The organism is Vibrio ruber DSM 16370 (assembly GCF_900163965.1).
In the GTDB taxonomy this organism is placed as follows: domain Bacteria; phylum Pseudomonadota; class Gammaproteobacteria; order Enterobacterales; family Vibrionaceae; genus Vibrio; species Vibrio ruber.
Map to the genome: position 1 here is coordinate 130,780 of NZ_FULE01000031.1, position 19,868 is coordinate 150,647.

Consider the following 19,868-nt stretch of genomic DNA (forward strand, 5'->3'; position numbering starts at 1 on the left):
GGATGCATGATTAGATTTAAAAGGTGTAGTTTAAAAATATATTACTCTTTAGCTTTTTATATATCAAAGCTGTATATTATAATCAGTACTTTTTTTTTAAAAAAGAGCATGCCCAAGGAAAATATCCTGGTTGTTCTTAAGCCGGATGCTATGGGGGATTATGTATTATTAAGGAATTTTTTATATCATCTTGAAAAAAACAATTATAAAATATTTTTAATTGGTAATGATTCCTGGATAGAAATTGTACAATATTGTGATTCTGTTTGTATTGATCAATTTCTTCCATTAAATCGTAAGAAGTTTATAAGAAATTTTTTATATAGAACCAAAATATTATCTCAGTTAGGCATGCTGAATAATGTAGAGATGGTTTTGTACCCTTGCTATAGTAGAGAAGGATATTCCTTTGAAGATATCGTTAAAGCTATTCCAGCTCCCAGTAAGATAGCATGGTTTGGTGATCTCTCAAATCAGAATAAGAAACATCGTGAAAAAACTCAGTCCTTGTATACTGAACTGTATGATGATGATGATGGTGATATTGTTTTTGAATTTGACAGAAACCGTCAGTTTTTTACTCGGTTTTTAGAAAAGGAACTCACTCATGTACGACCTTATTTAGATATTCCAGTTGATTCTTCTTTGACTTTACCTAAACTGTATGCATTTATTTTTGTTGGTGCTAGTGCGATATTTCGTCAATGGTCGGTTGAAAAGTATGCGGAAGTGGCAACATATATTTATCATGAATACGGATTTGAGATTGTTTTGGGGGGAGCTCCTAACGATATTATTTTAGGGAAGCATTTAGAAAAACTATTATATAAAACGTGCCCGTGTATCAACTATGTAGGAAAAACAACGCAGGTGGAATTGATTGAACTCATTGCTCGTTCAACACTGCTTTTATCAAATGAAACGGCCATTCCGCATATTGCTGTATCTTTACAACATCCTAATATTTTCGTCGTTTCCAACGGAAATCATTATGGTCGCTTCACACCATACCCAAATTACTTATGTGATCGATATTTTGCAATTTATCCCCCAGAGCTGGAGGAGATTAGCAATGAAAAGGAGAAGATTGCAAGATTTAGCCGTGGAAGCTCACTTGATATACAAAGAATTACGTCGCAGAGTGTCATTAAGAAAATCTCCGAATATATTAAACTATAAGATATTTTATGATGAAAAAAGCATTAATTACCGGTATTACAGGTCAGGATGGTTCCTATCTTGCAGAATTATTACTGAAAAAAGGATATGAGGTTCATGGTATTAAGAGACGTGCTTCATCATTTAATACCCAACGAATCGATCATTTATATCAGGATCCGCATGATGAGAATCCAAAGTTAAAGCTCCACTATGGTGATTTGACTGATAGCTCGAATTTAACCCGAATTCTTGAGCAGGTTCGTCCGGATGAAGTTTATAATTTAGGGGCTCAGTCTCATGTTGCAGTATCTTTTGAGTCTCCAGAATATACTGCAGATGTTGATGCTATGGGGACGCTACGCTTATTAGAAGCCATTCGCTTTCTTGGGCTGGAAAAAACAACACGTTTCTATCAGGCCTCTACTTCAGAGCTCTATGGATTAGTTCAAGAAATCCCACAACGTGAGAAGACTCCTTTTTATCCTCGTTCTCCCTATGCTGTGGCTAAACTTTATGCTTATTGGATCACCGTCAACTATCGGGAAAGTTACGGCATGTATGCCTGTAATGGCATTTTATTTAATCACGAGTCTCCTCGGCGGGGGGAAACATTTGTGACCCGAAAAATCACTCGAGGACTTGCAAATATTGCACAAGGATTAGAAGCGTGTCTGTATATGGGCAATATGGATGCTTTGCGCGACTGGGGCCATGCAAAAGATTATGTTGAAATGCAATGGTTGATGCTTCAACAAGAGCAGGCAGAAGATTTCGTTATTGCTACAGGCGTTCAATATTCTGTACGCCAGTTTATTTCCTGGAGTGCAGCTGAGCTTGGTATTGAACTTGAATTTCATGGTAATGGCGTGGAAGAAGTTGGAATCATTAAATCAATTCAAGGAGATAAAGCACCATCTGTGAAAATTGGTGATGTTATTGTTCGTGTTGATCCTCGTTACTTCCGTCCGGCAGAGGTTGAAACGTTGCTGGGTGATCCGAGTTATGCAAAACAGAAATTAGGCTGGGAGCCAACAACAACGGTTCAGGAAATGTGCTCAGAGATGGTCGCTGAAGACCTAAAAATAGCTCAGCAACATGCATTTATGAAAGCAAACGGCTTTGATGTCCCTGTTTCTCTGGAGAACTGAAATGACAAACTTAAATGCCCGGATCTTTGTAGCCGGCCATAATGGTATGGTTGGGAGTGCTATTGTTCGCCAATTACAGCGTCGAGGATATCAACACATTGTGACTCGTTCTTCTAAAGAATTGGATCTAAGAAATCAGGCCCAAGTTGCTGCTTTTTTTGCTGAGCAGCAGATCGATGAAGTCTACCTTGCCGCGGCTAAAGTCGGGGGGATACATGCGAATAACACATATCCTGCTGATTTTATTTACGATAATTTGATGATTGAAACGAATGTGATTCATCAGGCGTATACAAATGGGGTCAAGAAGTTGCTGTTTCTTGGCTCATCTTGTATTTATCCTAAATTAGCAGCACAGCCGATGCTGGAGTCGGAGCTTATGAATGGCTATCTTGAACCGACGAATGAACCCTATGCGATTGCTAAAATTACCGGGATCAAGTTGTGTGAGTCATATAATCGTCAATATGGTGTGGATTACCGTAGTGTGATGCCAACTAATCTTTATGGTCCGGGAGATAATTTTCACCCAGAGAACAGTCATGTTGTGCCTGCACTGATGCGTCGTATTCATGAAGCAAAACTATCTGGATTAGAAGAAGTCATGATTTGGGGAACCGGATCGCCGAAGAGAGAGTTTCTGCATGTCGATGATATGGCTGAGGCCTGTGTCTTTGTCATGAATTTGGATGATACTATTTATCAAGAAAACACCCAGCCTATGCTGAGTCATATTAATGTGGGAACCGGGCAAGATTGTACGATTCTGGAACTTGCTCAAACGATTGCAAAAGTCGTTGGGTTTCAGGGCAGAATTACAACTGATCCGATTAAACCGGATGGAACGCCTCGTAAACTTATGAGTGTTGAACGCTTGAAAGCGCTGGGGTGGCAGGCTCAAATCGATCTTGAAAGTGGTTTAAGCAATGCTTATCAATGGTTTGTTGAGCATCAGCAAGAGTTAAGAGGTATCTAGGTGTTACAGACTCGTATTGAAGGTGGGCGGGAGTTGACTGATGGCGTCAAGCAAGGGACTCCTGAGCAACCGCTGATTACCATTATTACCTCGACTTTCAATGCAGCAAAGGACTTGCATTGGACTATCGAATCTATTCGGGCTCAGACCTATCCACATATTCAGTGGATTATTGCCGATGGTGCCTCAACGGATGGGACTGTTGAAATTCTTAAGCAAAATGAAGATATTATTGATTATTGGTTTAGTGAGCCGGATAAAGGTATATATCATGCGTGGAATAAAGCTCTTCCGTACATAAAAGGTGAGTGGGTTCAGTTTCTTGGGGCTGGGGATGAGTTGACAGATAGCTCTGTCTATCAAAATATTTCTGTTGAACTAAGGAACTATATTAATCAATATGATCTTATCTATGGTTCTATTGAGATCATTAGCTATGAAAGTAGGAGACATATCGAAAGGATTGGAGAGTCTTGGAGTTCGTTGAAGTTTCAATGGCAGGGTTTTAGACCTGCACTCCCCGTGCACCCTGAAGTATTTCATAAAGCATCCATCTTTATAAATGGTCATAAATTTGACGAAAAATATAAAATAGCAGCTGACTCAAAGCTATTATTGGAAGTTATTAATAACGATAATATTTTATTTATTGATAGAGATGTTGTTCGAATGCCTTTTGGCGGGGTATCTACAGATATTTCCCATTCTTTATTGGTGAGAAAAGAACTGCTTTCTATCTGTCAAGATTTAAATATTAGTCAGGATAAGTTTTCTTATATATGGTGTTCTATTAAAGAATCATCTAAATATATAATATTCAAGGTGTTAGGACAACGATTTTTTTGTAATGTGATGGATATTGCAAGATTTCTTTGTGGAAGGCGTCGCAAGTGGACAGTAAAATAGATGATAATTAATACATTAAATTCAATATCGATGACTCTTATTTTACAAATTTTTTCTTGTCTCGTTTTGTGCGGTTTTTTTCTTTTTATTGTAAAAAAAAGTGCAGTTAACATATATGATCCATTATTTTATTTTTTCGTTGTTTTTCTGATTCCAGCAATTTTTGGGTTATTTGTTAGTGGTATTTTTGGGGGGACATTTACATACTTTTTAATATGTGCACTTATATTTGTATATGTATTTCTTATTTTATTATTTAGACCAGTGCGGAATATTAACCTAGAAGATAATTTACCAAAAGATTTTCAGTTTATTCTTCTGTTTTTTTTTCTTATGATAACTATTTCTAATTTTTATATTAATGTTTATCTTTCAGGAAATATACCTCTGTTTTCTACACAAGGAGTTGAGAATAGATTTTTAGCTACTCAAAATAGTCGAATGTTGTATTGGATGAATTTAGCTATTAACTCTATCCCACTAGTTTTATTTGCAATTAGCAGTTATCGGAGAGTTCGTCTTTTTGCTTTTTTCTCTTTTATTGTGGCGTTTATTATATCTTTGATGATGGCCTCGAAAGGTGCTATTCTCTCGTTTGTGATTATGGAAATACTGGTTCTTTTTGTAGCTAAAGCTAGAAATGATGTGAAAAGATTTAGATATCATAAGAAAATATTTTATCTGATCATAATTTTAACGATGTTAGTTATTCCTATATATCTTGTTAAAATTGGTGTTGGTCATGGTAGTGATGGGGTAATAAGAACTATTATAGTTAAATTGTTAATAAGATTTTTTTATGCATTTGATCAATTGATACCAGCCTCGCAACTTGATTTATTGAATAATCAATATATGCCTGATTCTCAGATTGGACTGAATTTAATACAATATCAATTCCTGTCTTATTATAAGTCTATTTCTGGTGTGTCAGTCGAATATAATTCTATTGGTGAATTCATTATATATAAATTATATGGACAAACATATTCTAGCCCTCATGCTTATCCAAATTCTAATCTAATCTTAGAATGTCTGCTTACTAGTGGGATTATTCTTGGTAGTATTTTCTTTATTATTGAAGTGTCTACTTTCCTTTTTATGAGAAAGCTTGTTTTGAGTAAAAGTATTAACACATTTTCAATAATATTTGTAGTCGCTATTGTTTTTACTCCATACGGTATTTTCTTGTCTGGATATGAGTGGATAAATAAATTTATATTTTTAACTGTTTATATATTTATCTCATGGGCGATTTATTATCTTCTAGCAAATGTTTCTCAAAAAATAAAATCATGAATATTTATGTTAACAGTCGAGTATTGAGTGGGCCATTTAGTGGTGTGTCACGATATTTGAAAAATATTTTAAGTGAACTAGATGAAAATCATCCATATATAACTTGTGACTCCGATTGTAGAGGAGTTAAAGGCCATTTATGGGAGCAACTACTCCTACCTAAGTCATTAGATACCGGTTCATTATTATGGAGTCCGAGTAATACAGGACCGTTATATATAAAAAGTAGACATGTGGTTACAATACATGATCTTGCTCCATTAGATAATCCTGAATGGACATCATTTAAATTTAGAACTTATTACTTATATTTATTACCCCGATTGTTAAAAAAAGTTAACCATATTATTACCATATCTGAATTTACTAAATCTAGAATTATAGAATATGTGGATATTGATGAAAGTAAAATTAGTGTAATACCTAATGGTGTGGATAAAAATAATCATTTTTCATATGACTCTAATTGTTGTGAAAGTATAAAGTTAAACATGGGGATAAGTGATAAAAGGTATGTGCTGTCCGTTTCATCAATAGAACCAAGAAAAAATATTAAAGGTATTTTACATGCATGGTCAAAAATAGTTGATCTAATTGATGATGATATCTGGCTAGTGCTTGTCGGAAAGACTAATCCCCATATTTTTTCTGATGTCGGCGTAAAGAATATACCTAAAAGAGTCAAGTTTGTTGGTTTCGTAGAAGATCAATGGTTACCTTTCATGTATAAATTTTCCGAAGCTTTTATTTATGTCCCCTTTTATGAAGGTTTTGGCCTGCCTCCTTTAGAAGCTATGTCTCATGGTTCGCCAGTTATAACAAGTAATTGCACGTCATTACCAGAGGTTGTAGGTAACTCAGCACTGTTAGTCAATCCGTATTGTGTTGATGAGATAGCTCAAGGGTTAAAATCTATATTAAGTGATAGCCGTTTAAGAAATGAATATGTTAGAAAAGGATATGAGCAATCTGAGAAATTTTCATGGAAGAGCACAGCAGAAAAAACTTATTCAGTATTAATGAATCACACATGAGGTAGTTTTTGAAAGTAGCAATCATCCACTACTGGTTGGTTAATCTTCGGGGTGGTGAGAAGGTATTGGAAGCTTTGTGCGAATTGTATCCGCAGGCTGATATCTACACTCATATTTATCACGCTGAGGGATTTCAAGACAGTATTATTTCCAGGCATCACGTCTATCAAAGCTTTATCGGTAAATTACCCAGAGCCAGACAGTGGTATCAGAGTTATCTGCCATTCATGCCACTAGCATTGGAGCAATTCGATCTTTCTGGTTATGATTTGATTATCTCTAGCGAGTCTGGACCAGCAAAAGGGATTATACCGGCACCGGGTAAACCGCATATCTGCTATTGTCATTCCCCGATGCGTTATGCTTGGGATATGTACCACGAATATAGAAATCGATGTGGTTGGTTAAAACGACAATTGATGGTGCCATTGCTGCATTATATTCGTCGTTGGGATCAGTTGAGTTCGATGTCGGTCAGTCATTTTGTTGCCAACAGTCATTTTGTTGCCGGGCGCATCCACAGTTTTTATCATCGGCATGCCGATGTGATCCACCCTCCGGTCAGTTTTGATGAATTTTCTCCAACGGGTAATCCTCCGGAAGATTATTATTTAATACTCGGACAACTGGTTCCCTATAAAAAAACTGATTTAGCAGTGAAAGCTTTTAATCAGACTGGCCGAAAATTGAAGATTGTAGGAGAAGGAGAGCAACTTGAGTTGTTGCGCCGGATTGCTCAGCCAAATATTGATATCATGGGGCGTCAGCCGTTTAGTAAAATTAAGACTTTGTTGGCGAATTGCAAGGCATTGATATTTCCCGGCGTTGAAGATTTTGGCATTGTTCCCTTAGAAGCAATGGCTTCGGGACGCCCTGTGATTGCTTATAAAGCTGGCGGAGCGTTGGAGACGGTTCAGGAAAATTTGTCCGGAATGTTTTTTGAACAACAGACGGAGCAATCACTGAATAAGACTTTGGACCGATTTGAAGAAAATCAATCCTCGTTTGATAGTGAGATGATCAGAAATTACTCAGAGCGCTTTAGTAAGGAAAATTTCAAAAAGCAATTTTCTGATTATGTAAATAAAATTATATTATGAATCATTGATTAAGGTTACAAATAGATGATCCTTCCTGTCATTATGTGCGGTGGGTCGGGGAGTAGACTCTGGCCGCTCTCTCGGACGGCTTACCCAAAACAATTCCTGTCACTCGTATCTGAACAGACCATGTTGCAAGATACCGTGCATCGTCTGGATACTCTCGCTAAGCAAGACCCATTATTTATCTGCAATGAAGAGCACCGTTTTATCGTTGCCGAGCAATTGCGCCGTTGTGACATGCCACATAGTGGGATCATATTGGAACCCGTGGGGCGAAACACAGCGCCTGCGATTGCACTTGCTGCACTGAAAGCATTGCAAGATGGCGATGACCCGTTACTTTTGGTTCTTGCTGCGGATCATGTAATTCAGGATGCGCAGCGTTTTGTCGATGCCGTTGAGCTGGCAGTACCGCTGGCAGAACAGGGAAAACTGGTGACTTTCGGTATTGTGCCGACAGAACCTCATACTGGGTATGGTTATATCCTACAAGGGGAACCTTTGCCAAACGCTGGCTTTGAAGTGGCAAAGTTTATCGAAAAACCCGATTTATCAACCGCTGAACACTATCTGCAAGTCGGTGGCTATTTGTGGAACAGTGGTATGTTCTTGTTTCAGTCATCCCGCTACCTTGAAGAATTACGCCGCTTCCGGCCTGATATTTTAACGGCTTGTGAAACGGCTTTAACGCAAAGTCGTCTTGATTTGGATTTCATCAGAGTCGATGCCGGTGCATTTACCCATTGTCCAGAGGAATCGATTGATTACGCGGTGATGGAAAAGACACAAAGTGCCGCCGTGATCCCTATGGATGCCGGTTGGAGTGATGTGGGGAGCTGGTCATCGCTCTGGGAAGTGAATCACAAGGATCAGGATGGCAATGCGTTGCGTGGTGATGTCCTGACTGAACAGACAAGCAATAGCTATATCTACTCTGAAGATCGATTAGTCGCTGCTGTCGGGATAGAAAATGCTGTCATTGTTGAAACGAAAGATGCAGTGCTCGTCGCGAGTAAAGATAAGGTCCAGCAAGTTAAACAGATTGTTGAACAGTTGAAAACAACCAATCGTTGTGAACACTTGCATCATCGTGAAGTGTTTCGTCCATGGGGTTCTCATGATGAAATTGCAGAAGGTGAACGTTATCTGGTCAAAAAAGTGATGGTAAAGCCGGGTCAACGCACAGCAACTCAGATGCATTATCACCGGGCGGAGCATTGGATTGTCGTTTCCGGAACAGCAAAAGTATACAACGGTGATGAAAGCTATCTCGTTAGTGAAAATGAATCGACCTATATTCCGATTGGCGCGCCACATGCGTTTGAAAATCCGGGTAAAGTTCCTTTAGAAATCATCGAGGTTCGCAGTGGTAGTTATTTAGCAGAAGACGATATTATTCGTTTAGATTCACATGGAGTTGGATATTAATGCAGTCACTCACTTGTTTTAAAGCTTATGATATTCGGGGACGGTTAGGGGATGAGCTCAATGAAGAGATTGCTTATCGGATAGGCCGAGCTTATGCCAAACATCTTCGTCCTCAATGTATTGTTGTTGGTGGCGATGTCCGCTTAAGTTCTGAGTCACTGAAGATGGCCTTGGCAAATGGCCTCCAAGATGAAGGTGTGGATGTGATCGATATCGGTATGACCGGAACCGAGGAAATCTACTTCGCGGCTCAGTCACTGCCGGTTGACGGTGGTATTGAAGTGACGGCCAGTCATAATCCGATGGATTACAACGGGATGAAACTTGTTCGTGAAGGTGCCAGACCGATTAGCGGTGATAGCGGATTAAGAGAAATCCAGCAGTTGGCGGAACGAAATGAGTTTTCTCCGGTAGAAAACCGAGGCACTTATCGCAAACAAGATCACTTGTCTGTTTATGTTGATCATCTGATGAGTTATGTCACACCTGAAAACTTTCGGCCGCTCAAGCTGGTCGTCAATTCTGGTAACGGTGCTGCCGGGCATGTGATTGACGAAATTGAGCAGCGATTTCAGGCATTAAATATTCCGGTGACTTTTGTCAAAGTACATCATGAAGCCGATGGTAACTTTCCGAATGGGATCCCGAACCCTCTCTTGCCTGAATGCCGGGAGGATACATCAAGAGCGGTGATTGAGCATCAGGCTGATTTTGGGATTGCATGGGATGGGGATTTTGACCGCTGTTTCCTGTTTGATGAAACGGGGGCATTCATCGAAGGATATTATATTGTCGGTTTGCTGGCTGAAGCATTTTTGCAGAAGCAGCCCGGTAGTAAAATTATTCATGACCCTCGTTTGTCCTGGAACACCATTGATGTCGTGCAGCGTGCTGGGGGAATTCCGGTACTGTCTAAAACTGGTCATGCTTTCATTAAAGAGCGGATGCGGTGTGAAGATGCTATCTATGGCGGGGAAATGAGTGCTCACCATTATTTTAAAACCTTTGCTTATTGTGATAGCGGCATGATTCCTTGGTTACTTGTGGCTGAGTTACTTTGTGTAAAAGGCGTCAGACTTTCTCAAACAGTACGGGAAAGAATTCAGGCTTATCCTTCTTCCGGTGAAATTAATGCCAAGCTGAGTGATCCCGTATTGTCAATAGCCCATGTCAGAGCCGCATTTGAAAACGACGCTCTTTCAATCGATGAGACGGACGGTATTAGTCTGGAGTTCTCTGACTGGCGATTTAATTTGAGATCCTCGAATACGGAGCCTGTGGTTCGGTTGAATGTTGAAGCACGATTGAATTCTGAACTTATGAAAATGAAAACAGAAGAAATATTGATGTTGTTAAATTGTTCATAATACTATTGCTACAGGGTTATACTGGAATTTTTGATTTTATCATTTGGTAAAAGTGAGATTGAATTTTATGGATGAAATGATAAGCAAAAATAGCCTAAATTAGTATTATTTTTACTATATTATAATAAATGTAAATTTATAGATTAGCCTATCTCATAGCTAGATAGGCTTCTTGAACATATATCATAAATCATGAGGTTAACCCTGAGAACTATATGGGGTTTAATTAATCATGGAAGTAATATCAATACATTGGGGATGATTGAAGAATAATCCTATATAAATAAAAAATTAAAAGTAATAAATTATCTAAGCATCATTTTGAAGTCTTTAGTCGATTTACTATTCTTTTGGAGATAATTATTCGAATAAAGACTTGATATCAAGAAATATCTTCATTTGCCAATAGATTTTTATGTATATGAGAAACGCTAGTTAATCTTAGTGATGATTCAATTTTATTGTTGTCCTATCTAACATGTTAGATATGTTAAGGGATAGGATGAACTTATCAGTCTGATGTCGCGTTGTCTCTACTTAGTCAAATCGCAGTTATATTCTAGAGCTTCAAGTATCGTCGATAGAAATTTTGTGGAAAGTAGAGCACCAATAGTCTAGAAATAATATATATTCGTTATGAATAGAGAAACGAGTGGGAGCGTCCTTACTCGTGATTTCAAATAATAAAGGCCATTCTTGGTGGATTCATCTCCTTGATTATATTTGATTGTTATTACATACAAAATGGATGTTTTTGAATAGTCGATAACAAATTGAAAATCAAACAGAATCGGCAATTTTTTATTTTTTGTACATCTCGTTGTGCACACATTTAAAGGTTTACCAAATACAAATTATGGAACAATTCACACTTTCCCATGAAAAACTGTTAGAAATGAGAGCTCACTTCTCGCAGAGAATCAATAAAGTGACTTTAATTTTATTTGACTTTCTTGCCTTTGGGGTTTCTATCTTGCTGACTCATGCCTTTATTTTAGAGGGGAAAAATCTAAATTTGGCATATTCATTACTGAGCTTGCAAGCGATCACATTTTTGTTTTCCGGGGGGATCTCTGTTTTGTGGTTTTGGGGCAATAAACGTCACTATAGCTACCGGAAACCATTTTGGGATGAACTCAGAGATATGCTGTCTACGTTATCGTTCATGGCGTTAGTTTCCATTGCGGTCAATGCAATTTTTAGCCGTGAATATTCCGTGACGATTTGGGGAACGGAATGGGCTTTGGTACTTGTATTTATCCCGTTATTTCGTAACTTTGCTAAGATTCTGCTCAATAAAGTTGATGTGTGGAAAATGCCCTGTGTCATTATCGGTGATGCTGAAAATGCGAAGGATGTGTTTTTAGCTATAGAAAGTGAACCTTCAACTGGGTTTGAAGTTCTCGCTGTTGTTCAGCCATCAGGGGAAGCTCGTGTAGATAAAGTTTTTGGCATTTCTTATATTAGTAAAACAGAATTTCTCCATAATTCGGGGGCATTTCACAAAGTATTTATTGCACTTGAAAAGGATCAAAGCGGACTAAGAGAGATTTGGATCCGTGAGCTCTATAAGCGAGGTATTCGTGATATATCCATTGTGCCAGCCCTGAGAGGAATCCCTCTTTATGGTACTGATATATCTCATTTTTTTAGTCATGAAGTGATGATGTTGCGATTGAAAAATAATCTGCCCCGTAAGTCCTCACGATTTATTAAACGCTTATTCGATATTGTTGGTTCTGCAACATTACTGGTATTACTTGCACCATTTTTCTTATTTATCGCTTGGCGAATCTCGCGTGACGGTGGTTCCGTGACTTATGGGCATGAGCGTATCGGGCTCGACGGTAAAAAATTCAACTGCCTGAAGTTCCGCTCGATGGTGATGAACTCTCAAGAGTTGTTGGATGAGCTTCTGGCAACGGATCCGGAGGCTAAAGCTGAATGGGAGCAATGGTTTAAATTGAAAAACGATCCGCGGATTACTTCGATTGGCCGCTTCTTGCGTGAAACTAGTCTGGATGAATTACCACAGCTGTGGAATGTGCTAAAAGGTGAAATGAGTCTGGTCGGCCCAAGACCGGTTATCGATGAAGAATTGGAACGTTATGGAGATGATGTCGACTATTACTTATGCGCGAAGCCGGGTATTTCAGGGCTTTGGCAAGTCAGCGGCCGTAGCGACATCGATTATAACACCCGCGTTTATCTGGATTGTTGGTATGTTAAAAACTGGTCGCTTTGGAATGATATCGTGATCTTATTTAAAACCGTGAATGTAGTCCTCCGGCGCGATGGTGCCTACTAACGAGACGATACAACCTCTCAGCTAGTCAAATATGGGGGGGGGGCTACAGACCTACCCCGATATTTGATATCCGTTCTTCTCTCAGCTCATCTCTGAGGGATTTTATCAGTTCTATATCCCGCTCTTCGGCTTCTTTCAGTGCTCTGAAAATGGCCCACTGCACATCCCACTCAGTACAAACCGCTTCGTTTTCCTTTTGATTGTCATTCGTGATGACCGAATCTGTTTGCGCTTCTTCGAGTTGCACCACCGTATTGACCGAAATGGTACTGACCTCTTGCTGTGCTTCTGTGAGCTGGTCTTTATCTAACAGGCTATGTAAGAGCGTTGACAGTGCTTCGCAGGCATCGATTGCCGGATAAACGGCATAAACGTCAAATGCTTCCTGAGATGGGATCAGTTCTTCCAGTTTTTCGAGTTGACGCTCGAAGTCTATCTTGGCACTTTTGACTGTGAGCGATTCCCATACTGTATCCAATATCTGACGATACGTCGCATGAGAAGTAAACGCAGTATGCTCGCAGAACATGGCATAGTTAGGATACATGCGTTCACACAGGCAAGCCATAAAGGTAATTTGTTGCCAGGGAATAAGTTTCTGAAGACGTAGCTGAACAGGGTTTTGTAGCATGTTGACCGGGCTCCGAAATAAGACTTCGGCAGTGTACTTGATAATCTATGTTCAAGCTAGCCTGACATCCGGCCACGTTCCTTGCCGATGCCTGTCTCAATGGGGATATCTGCATATTACGACGGTTGTGATACATCTTTTTTGAGAATATTTCTGAGAGTCGGGGCTGGATCAATCATGTATGATGAATCACTCTGAAATCATCACAAGGCAGAGGTGGAGCGTATGACGCATTATCTTTATCTGCTCACCGGGCAGGATGATACATACCGGACTTTGATTGAAAAGCGACAGCTACCTGATTTACGACTAACACAACAGAAACAAGACGCAACCATTGTACTGGCTGCGCCACCGCTGGCCGCCAAAGTGATCAATGACTTTCCCGCGTTGCGCTGGTTACAGTCAACATTCGCAGGTGTTGATGCGCTCGTTCAGTCTGGCGGACGGCAAGACTACCTGCTGACGAATGTAAAGGGGATTTTTGGTCAGGCCATCGCTGAATATGTACTGGGCTATATGATTGCGCATTACCGACATTTTAACTGCTACCGACAGCAGCAACAGCAGCAATCTTGGCAGCCACATCCGTATGAATCGTTGACCGGAAAGACGATGGTGATTCTCGGTACCGGTAATATTGCCTCCTTTCTTGCGCAGGCTGCCCGTCAGATGGGGTTGCGTGTCATCGGGGTCAATCGAACGGGCAAGCAACCAGAACCGAATCTGTTTGATGATGTCTATGCAGTACATGATATTGAAAAAGCATTGACTGTGGCTGATGTCGTGGTCAGCACTTTACCGAATACCCCTGCGACTGAGTCATTGTTGGATCTTAAGCGGCTGAAAAACTGTCATCAGGCATTATTGTTCAATGTCGGGCGTGGTAATACGCTGAAAGAAAATGATTTGATTACCGCAATCGAGGCCGGTGCAATACAACATGCATTTCTGGATGTTTTTGTCACAGAGCCACTTTGCTCCTCCCATCCTTTTTGGTTTCATCCACAGATTACTCTGACACCGCATATTGCGGCAATCAGTTTCCCTGAGCAGATCACCGATATTTTTGTCGAAAATTTGCGGTTATGGGAGCAAGGGAAAGATTTAAATTATCTCATTGATTTTAATAAAGGTTACTGATGAGTGAAGGTGACGGATTAGATATCATATTACAGCAAATCAGGCAGTGTCGGCTTTGTGAACCGGATTTACCGCTGGGAGCCAACCCTGTGATTCGTGCGCATCGGGAGGCGCGAATTCTGATTGTCGGACAAGCACCGGGTATCCGGGTTCATCAAACATCGATCCCGTGGAATGATCCAAGTGGTGATCGGCTCAGAAGCTGGCTGAATATTGATCGGGATACTTTTTATAATGAACGACAAATCGCCATTATGCCGATGGGATTGTGCTATCCGGGAAAAGGGCGTTCCGGTGATTTACCACCACGGAAGGAATGTGCCCCACAGTGGCATCAGCGGGTTTTAGATGAGTTGCCCAATATTGCGCTGACATTATTGATTGGTCAGTACGCTCAGAACTACTATTTGCCGAATAAACCCAAAACGCTGACTGATACGGTTCGCAACTGGTCTCAATGGAGTCCTGATGCGATCCCGTTACCACATCCTTCACCCAGGAACACCTTATGGTTGAAAAAGCACCCGTGGTTTGAAAGTGAGGTGGTTCCTTTTATAAGAAACCGGGTTCATCAATTGTTAGCAATATGAGCAAATTTTACGACTGAAATATGAGAACAAACAGTTGTCAGACCTGATTTTTCGGGCTTGTTTAGCTGATTTCAGCAGGGAAATATCATCACCAAACGCTGAAAATTGTGAGTTGTTGCTCAGTTTATAGCTAAATTTTCATCAAATAAGCAAAAGAACATCGACAAACCTTTGCCAGACGGGGGCTTTATGCTTTAGAGTTGATGAGGTTTGATAACATATTAGAAGGGAAACCGAATGAACAAGACCCAATTAATCGACTTTATTGCAGAAAAAGCAGATCTCTCTAAGGCGCAAGCAAAGTCTGCTCTAGAAGCGACTCTAGGTGCAGTTGAAGAGGCACTCAAATCAGGTGACCAAGTTCAACTAATTGGTTTTGGTACATTTAAAGTCAATCATCGTGCTGCACGCACTGGACGTAATCCAAAAACTGGTGCTGAAATCCAAATCGCTGCAGCTAACGTTCCTGCATTCGTTGCCGGAAAAGCACTGAAAGAATCAGTAAATTAATTTATACTCTACGCCAAGGCAGTTTTGTGTTCTTGGCGTAGTTTTTTTATGAAAAAGTTTTTTATTTCCTGTCTCCTTTCCGGGCTGATGCTCGGCTGTTCCTCTTCCCAACAATCGACGTCTGTCTCGCTAGAAAACTATTCCGGTGGTGAGCGCATGGGAGATGCGACGAGCTTGTACTGGTATACCGAAGAATCTAATCACCCTTATGCTGCCGATGACTACATTCAGTCTCGTCATGATGGTTGGTATCAAACCAGCTACCGTTGGGAAAATAGTGTTTTAAAAGAACTGATTCGTGAAGGTGAACAAATCTCTGGTACCGCAGGGAAACAAGAATTGGTGCCGTTTCGGGTGCATGTCCGTTTTGATAAAAATGGTGACGCGGTTTATCAGCAGTATCGGGTCAATCATAAAGTCTTCCCGTTAACCGCTGAAGCATTGGAGCATTATAAATCTCAAGCTGAGGCGATTGTCGATACGGTCAAAAAACAGGACAAACAAGATCAGACGCTGATTCAGGGCGTTTGGGACGGTGAGACGTTTGAAACCTGTCGTGGACAGGAATATGAGAAAGTCGAGTTTAATAAGACGCTGCCTGGTTTCGTGATTCAGCGGCTTTCCAGTCTGGATAACTATATGGCCTTTCTGGGGAATATCAGAAATGGTCGGGTTTACATTCAAGAGTTACTCATGCTTGCTGATGATGGACATGAGTGTATCACTCGTCCGAACCTGCTTGAAAAATCTTAGATTTTTGCTGATTTCTTGCACATGGTTATGGCACAGGTTAAGGCAAATATCTCCTTTTTTGAGCCCCTCATACACTCAAACAGGCGGATGACTCCGCCTGTTGAAGTTGAGCCCTATCACTTAGTTGAGATTACCACTTAGTTGATATTACCCTGTGGGCCAAAGTTGAAGCTACGAACGGTTGCTGTACTGACTGGTTTTGTTGCCCGGAGACCTGAGCGCCAGCTACCATTCGAGTTAACGGCATTCATGACATTGCCGCTGAGGGCAAAGTTGCGTTGTCCGTTTTCATCGTAGTTTTCAACACAAGCACGACCGAGCACATTGAAGCAGCTTGAATTCGCCTGTCCGAGCGTTGAACTGAGCGGGGCGAAGAGTGTGCCTGATTTGACTGAACTAATCGGAGCAAAATTATTGCCGCGAGTGTAGTAGTTTCCTTCCATCACCATATAGGCATCAACGCCTTGTAGTCCGCCACCATAGTTGCCATCAAAATAATTATTCACCATATGTACAATCCCGCTGTCTATTTTTGGGGCTCTTCCTGATGAATTACGGATGCGGTTGTTTGCCAGAGTAATACTCTGGTTTTCACCGATAAGTAGCATCGTCCAGTAATGTTTGGCATTACAGTAGTGTCCGTAATCGGTTGTACCGTCGAAGTAATTATTTGAAACCGTCATCTGTTTGGCGGTACCCCATCCGGTCACCAACATCTGACGCCCGATACGGGCAATATAGTTATGGTCGATCCAGATACGACTGGCGTTATCGACCGTGATTGCATCACCCCCCCAGACGAGCCCATCATTAATATCCGTGATCGACAGGTTACGGATGATAATGTTCGAGACACCATCCCGGAGATAAAACCCTTTCCCCTTAATCCCGGAGCGGGCACCGATCCCGATAATGGTTTTATTCGATCCGACACGCATGGGTTCTGGCCCTGCGGCATCGTAGGTAATGTTATAGGTCTGGCGACCGTCACAGTAACCTAAACGGTCAAGAATTTTTTCTTGCTTACCGTTATAACGACAGTTGTTATCAGAATAGGTACAGCCGGCTGATGTCGTTCTGTTTCCCCGAAAATCAATGATGCCATTGACTCGGATAATTCTGGGCGTGTTGCCTCGAATCGCGTTTTCAAGCTGGTCTGGTGTCGAGACCGTCACGACCTGACCACCGGCACCGCCCGTTGTACCAGCAGCGAACCCAAACGGCGTATTAGTGGTATTCGTATTGGTGGAACCGGAAGATGATGAAGGGAATGTCCAGCGCTGGTTATCCGCCCCGGTCCACGTGTATTGAACGACTCGTGAGCCATTCTCTTTCCGTGCGCCATAGACGTCGACGGCCAGCCCGCTATATTTCGAAATAATTGCATATTGACCGTTGCCTTGGGCGCTGATATTCCAAGTTTGATTTTCACCGCCACTGCAACCCCACTGTTGCAAGTTAGTTCCGGGCTCGGCTGACTGATTGGTGACATCAATACATTGACCACTGCCCATGTTTTTGATGGTGGCCCAGTTTGAGGCATCAAGGCTGACTTGCCATTTTTGGTAGTCAGATCCGCTACAATTCTGAATCTGTAACTGAGCGCCGGAGCTGCTCGATGAACCTTTAACACCTAAACATAAGCCCGAGTTCACATCAATGATTGGTGAAATGGTGCCGTTCGGGAGCGTTGCTGCGGTTGCTGACGAAGGTAATCCGAGGGGGAATAAGGCCGTAAAAAGCAGCCCTGCAAGGTGAGAACTGATGGTTTTGCTATGTCGCATCATTCTGAAGTCCTTCTCTGTGTTTATATCGGTTAAACCACTCCATCAAACAACATATTGAGATGAATACTTCTGGTTGAGAGCCCGCAGGAGACTCACCATTGGCGCAATGATAAGTGTCTGGGGCATGAATGAATCGTGCCTAAAAAGTAATCGATACGGTGATTAAAAAGTAGCCGAAAATGCAGAGAAATCAGTCGAATGATTCAAGGTGTGAATTAACGTAGGAAATAGCGACTTTATGTTTTATAGAATTATTTTTATAACATGATGTTTTATTTTTTTTAAAACAAATTGAGATGCTGGAGGACAGCCAGATCGATGATCAGTCATCAACTATTGCAACGCTTCACAGCTCTCAAACCTGAAAAGGGAGTGTGCTGGTCGTATATGTATCCATCAAGGCTTTTAACTGGGTTAGCCCCTCGCGAAAACGGGCTTCGGAGTTGATTGACATCAGCGACAGGCGGATATGGTCAGTGGGTTGCCGGACTGCAAAATAGCTGCCGCTACTGACTAAAAGGTGCTGCTTAGCGGCTTCCTGAACAAACCGTTCGGGCTGCCAGTGCTGCGGCAGTTTCAGCCAGATATGGTAGCCATATTGATGGGGGGGGGCTGGGTGGAGGATCTCCTGAACGATCTGTTGTCGCTGCTGTGCGAGACGCTGTTGGCGTTGAGCCAGCTCAAAAGCGGTACCCGATGAGACTAACTCGGCAGCAACTTGATAATTCAATGGTGAAGAAAGCCAAATATTCGCTCGGATATGGGCATTGATTGTATCGACTTGTGCATCCGGTGCTTTGATAAACCCGCACCGCAGTGCAGGACTGATGGCTTTTGATAAACTCGTGACATGAAAACCCTGTTCCGGAAGCCAGTTACAAATGGCTGGAATCGGTTCTGGGTTGAGAAATCCATAAATATCATCTTCAATGAGCCAGACGTTCGAATCGCGAATCAGTTGGGCAATGATTTCTCGCCGCGCCGCAGGCATCGTAACCCCGGTGGGATTCTGGTGTGAGGGCACGACAATTACCACTTTGGGCCTGGCGGTCTGCAGCACCTGTTGCAGACTATCGGGGGTCATACCGTTTTCATCCATTTCGACCCCGATCACTTCACGTCTCATCAGACTGGCGATAGCAAGAATTCCCGGATAAGTCAGTGACTCAACTGCAATAGTATCTCCCGGTTTAGTCAGAGCTTCGAGCAACAGAGCGAGGGCATTCTGGGCACCGTCGGTTAACAGTGTATTCTCGACAGTTCCGCCGGCGAGACCGTAGCGTGCCGCCCATTCGACCCCCACTTGTCGATGCTGCTGGTGGCCTGAATGTTCGGCATAGCCGATTAATTGTGGGGTAATTCGGGGAGCCGTTTTTTGAAAGGCATCTTGCAGTGCAGCAATGTTATGGCTTAAGCAGGGTTGGAGAATCGAAAAATTGAATTCCGTGGCATCATCTTCCGAAGCATGAATGACTTGAGAGAGCTTTGATTCACCGCAGACAAAGGTGCCCCGGCCGACAAAAGATTCGACCCGGTTTTGTTCCGCCAGTCGCTGATAGGCTTTTGCCACGGTCACCGGTGTGGTATTGAGCTCGTCAGCCAAGACCCGGTGAGGGGGGAGTTTCGAATTCGGTGGATAATAACCTGACGTGATGCGGGAGATAATCGTCTCGGCTATCTGTTTAAACTTGGCCTCACTCACAATGTACCTATTTCTTATGCTT

The 19,868-nt window shown here is 41.6% G+C and carries 17 protein-coding genes; 14 read left to right on the forward strand and 3 right to left on the reverse strand.

The window, feature by feature from the left end:
* Window positions 1–6: 6 nt before the first annotated feature.
* The 10 genes from VR7878_RS11435 to wbaP all read left to right on the forward strand — a co-directional run bounded on the left by VR7878_RS11435 (window position 7) and on the right by wbaP (window position 12,730).
* On the forward strand, window positions 7–1,179 hold the full coding sequence (locus VR7878_RS11435; RefSeq protein WP_077336227.1) for a glycosyltransferase family 9 protein: 1,173 nt from the start codon (window positions 7–9) through the stop codon (window positions 1,177–1,179).
* 11 nt (window positions 1,180–1,190) lie between these two features.
* On the forward strand, window positions 1,191–2,309 hold the full coding sequence (gmd, locus tag VR7878_RS11440; protein ID WP_370737084.1) for a GDP-mannose 4,6-dehydratase: 1,119 nt from the start codon (window positions 1,191–1,193) through the stop codon (window positions 2,307–2,309).
* 1 nt (window position 2,310) lies between these two features.
* Window positions 2,311–3,285: a GDP-L-fucose synthase gene (gene fcl, locus VR7878_RS11445; RefSeq protein WP_077336229.1), complete on the forward strand. Its 975-nt coding sequence runs from the start codon at window positions 2,311–2,313 to the stop codon at window positions 3,283–3,285.
* Window positions 3,286–4,191, forward strand: a complete 906-nt coding sequence (locus VR7878_RS11450) for a glycosyltransferase family 2 protein (RefSeq protein WP_077336230.1) — start codon at window positions 3,286–3,288, stop codon at window positions 4,189–4,191.
* Window positions 4,192–5,490 (forward strand): hypothetical protein, encoded by a 1,299-nt coding sequence (locus VR7878_RS11455; protein ID WP_077336231.1) that lies wholly within the window; start codon window positions 4,192–4,194, stop codon window positions 5,488–5,490.
* Entirely contained in the window at window positions 5,487–6,524 is a 1,038-nt protein-coding gene (locus VR7878_RS11460; protein ID WP_159440458.1) for a glycosyltransferase family 4 protein, read from the forward strand. The genes VR7878_RS11455 and VR7878_RS11460 overlap by 4 nt, the downstream gene beginning before the upstream one ends.
* Before the next feature lie 8 nt (window positions 6,525–6,532).
* Window positions 6,533–7,624 carry a glycosyltransferase gene (locus VR7878_RS11465; protein ID WP_077336233.1) on the forward strand — a complete coding sequence of 364 codons (1,092 nt, stop codon included), beginning with the start codon at window positions 6,533–6,535 and terminating at the stop codon, window positions 7,622–7,624.
* 24 nt (window positions 7,625–7,648) lie between these two features.
* Complete coding sequence (locus VR7878_RS11470; RefSeq protein WP_077336234.1) at window positions 7,649–9,055, forward strand: mannose-1-phosphate guanylyltransferase/mannose-6-phosphate isomerase; 1,407 nt, start codon at window positions 7,649–7,651, stop codon at window positions 9,053–9,055.
* The gene (gene cpsG / locus VR7878_RS11475) at window positions 9,055–10,422 is read left to right on the forward strand and encodes a phosphomannomutase CpsG (protein ID WP_077336235.1); all 1,368 of its coding nucleotides are present in this window, start codon (window positions 9,055–9,057) and stop codon (window positions 10,420–10,422) included. Before VR7878_RS11470 ends, cpsG begins: the two co-directional genes overlap by 1 nt.
* A 928-nt stretch (window positions 10,423–11,350) precedes the next feature.
* Window positions 11,351–12,730, forward strand: a complete 1,380-nt coding sequence (wbaP, locus tag VR7878_RS11480; RefSeq protein WP_235862872.1) for an undecaprenyl-phosphate galactose phosphotransferase WbaP — start codon at window positions 11,351–11,353, stop codon at window positions 12,728–12,730.
* 43 nt (window positions 12,731–12,773) lie between these two features.
* Here the strand turns inward: wbaP and VR7878_RS11485 are convergent, their stop codons facing one another.
* A complete protein-coding gene (locus VR7878_RS11485) occupies window positions 12,774–13,361 on the reverse strand; it encodes a YjaG family protein (protein ID WP_077336236.1) in 588 nt (195 codons plus the stop codon).
* A gap of 225 nt (window positions 13,362–13,586) precedes the next feature.
* Here VR7878_RS11485 and VR7878_RS11490 point away from each other — a divergent pair, with 225 nt between their 5' ends.
* The 4 genes from VR7878_RS11490 (at window position 13,587) to VR7878_RS11505 (ending at window position 16,357) form a co-directional block, all read left to right on the forward strand.
* Window positions 13,587–14,504: a D-2-hydroxyacid dehydrogenase gene (locus VR7878_RS11490; protein WP_077336237.1), complete on the forward strand. Its 918-nt coding sequence runs from the start codon at window positions 13,587–13,589 to the stop codon at window positions 14,502–14,504.
* Window positions 14,504–15,094 (forward strand): uracil-DNA glycosylase family protein, encoded by a 591-nt coding sequence (locus VR7878_RS11495; protein WP_077336238.1) that lies wholly within the window; start codon window positions 14,504–14,506, stop codon window positions 15,092–15,094. The genes VR7878_RS11490 and VR7878_RS11495 overlap by 1 nt, the downstream gene beginning before the upstream one ends.
* 237 nt (window positions 15,095–15,331) lie before the next feature.
* A complete protein-coding gene (hupA, locus tag VR7878_RS11500) occupies window positions 15,332–15,604 on the forward strand; it encodes a nucleoid-associated protein HU-alpha (protein ID WP_038178786.1) in 273 nt (90 codons plus the stop codon).
* 48 nt (window positions 15,605–15,652) lie between these two features.
* Window positions 15,653–16,357 carry a DUF1481 domain-containing protein gene (locus VR7878_RS11505; RefSeq protein ID WP_077336239.1) on the forward strand — a complete coding sequence of 235 codons (705 nt, stop codon included), beginning with the start codon at window positions 15,653–15,655 and terminating at the stop codon, window positions 16,355–16,357.
* 137 nt (window positions 16,358–16,494) lie between these two features.
* Here VR7878_RS11505 and VR7878_RS11510 read toward each other — a convergent pair whose 3' ends face one another.
* Window positions 16,495–18,144 carry an RICIN domain-containing protein gene (locus VR7878_RS11510; RefSeq protein ID WP_077336240.1) on the reverse strand — a complete coding sequence of 550 codons (1,650 nt, stop codon included), beginning with the start codon at window positions 18,142–18,144 and terminating at the stop codon, window positions 16,495–16,497.
* Window positions 18,145–18,499: 355 nt separating this feature from the next.
* Entirely contained in the window at window positions 18,500–19,846 is a 1,347-nt protein-coding gene (locus VR7878_RS11515) for an aminotransferase-like domain-containing protein (protein WP_077336241.1), read from the reverse strand.
* Window positions 19,847–19,868: the final 22 nt, after the last annotated feature.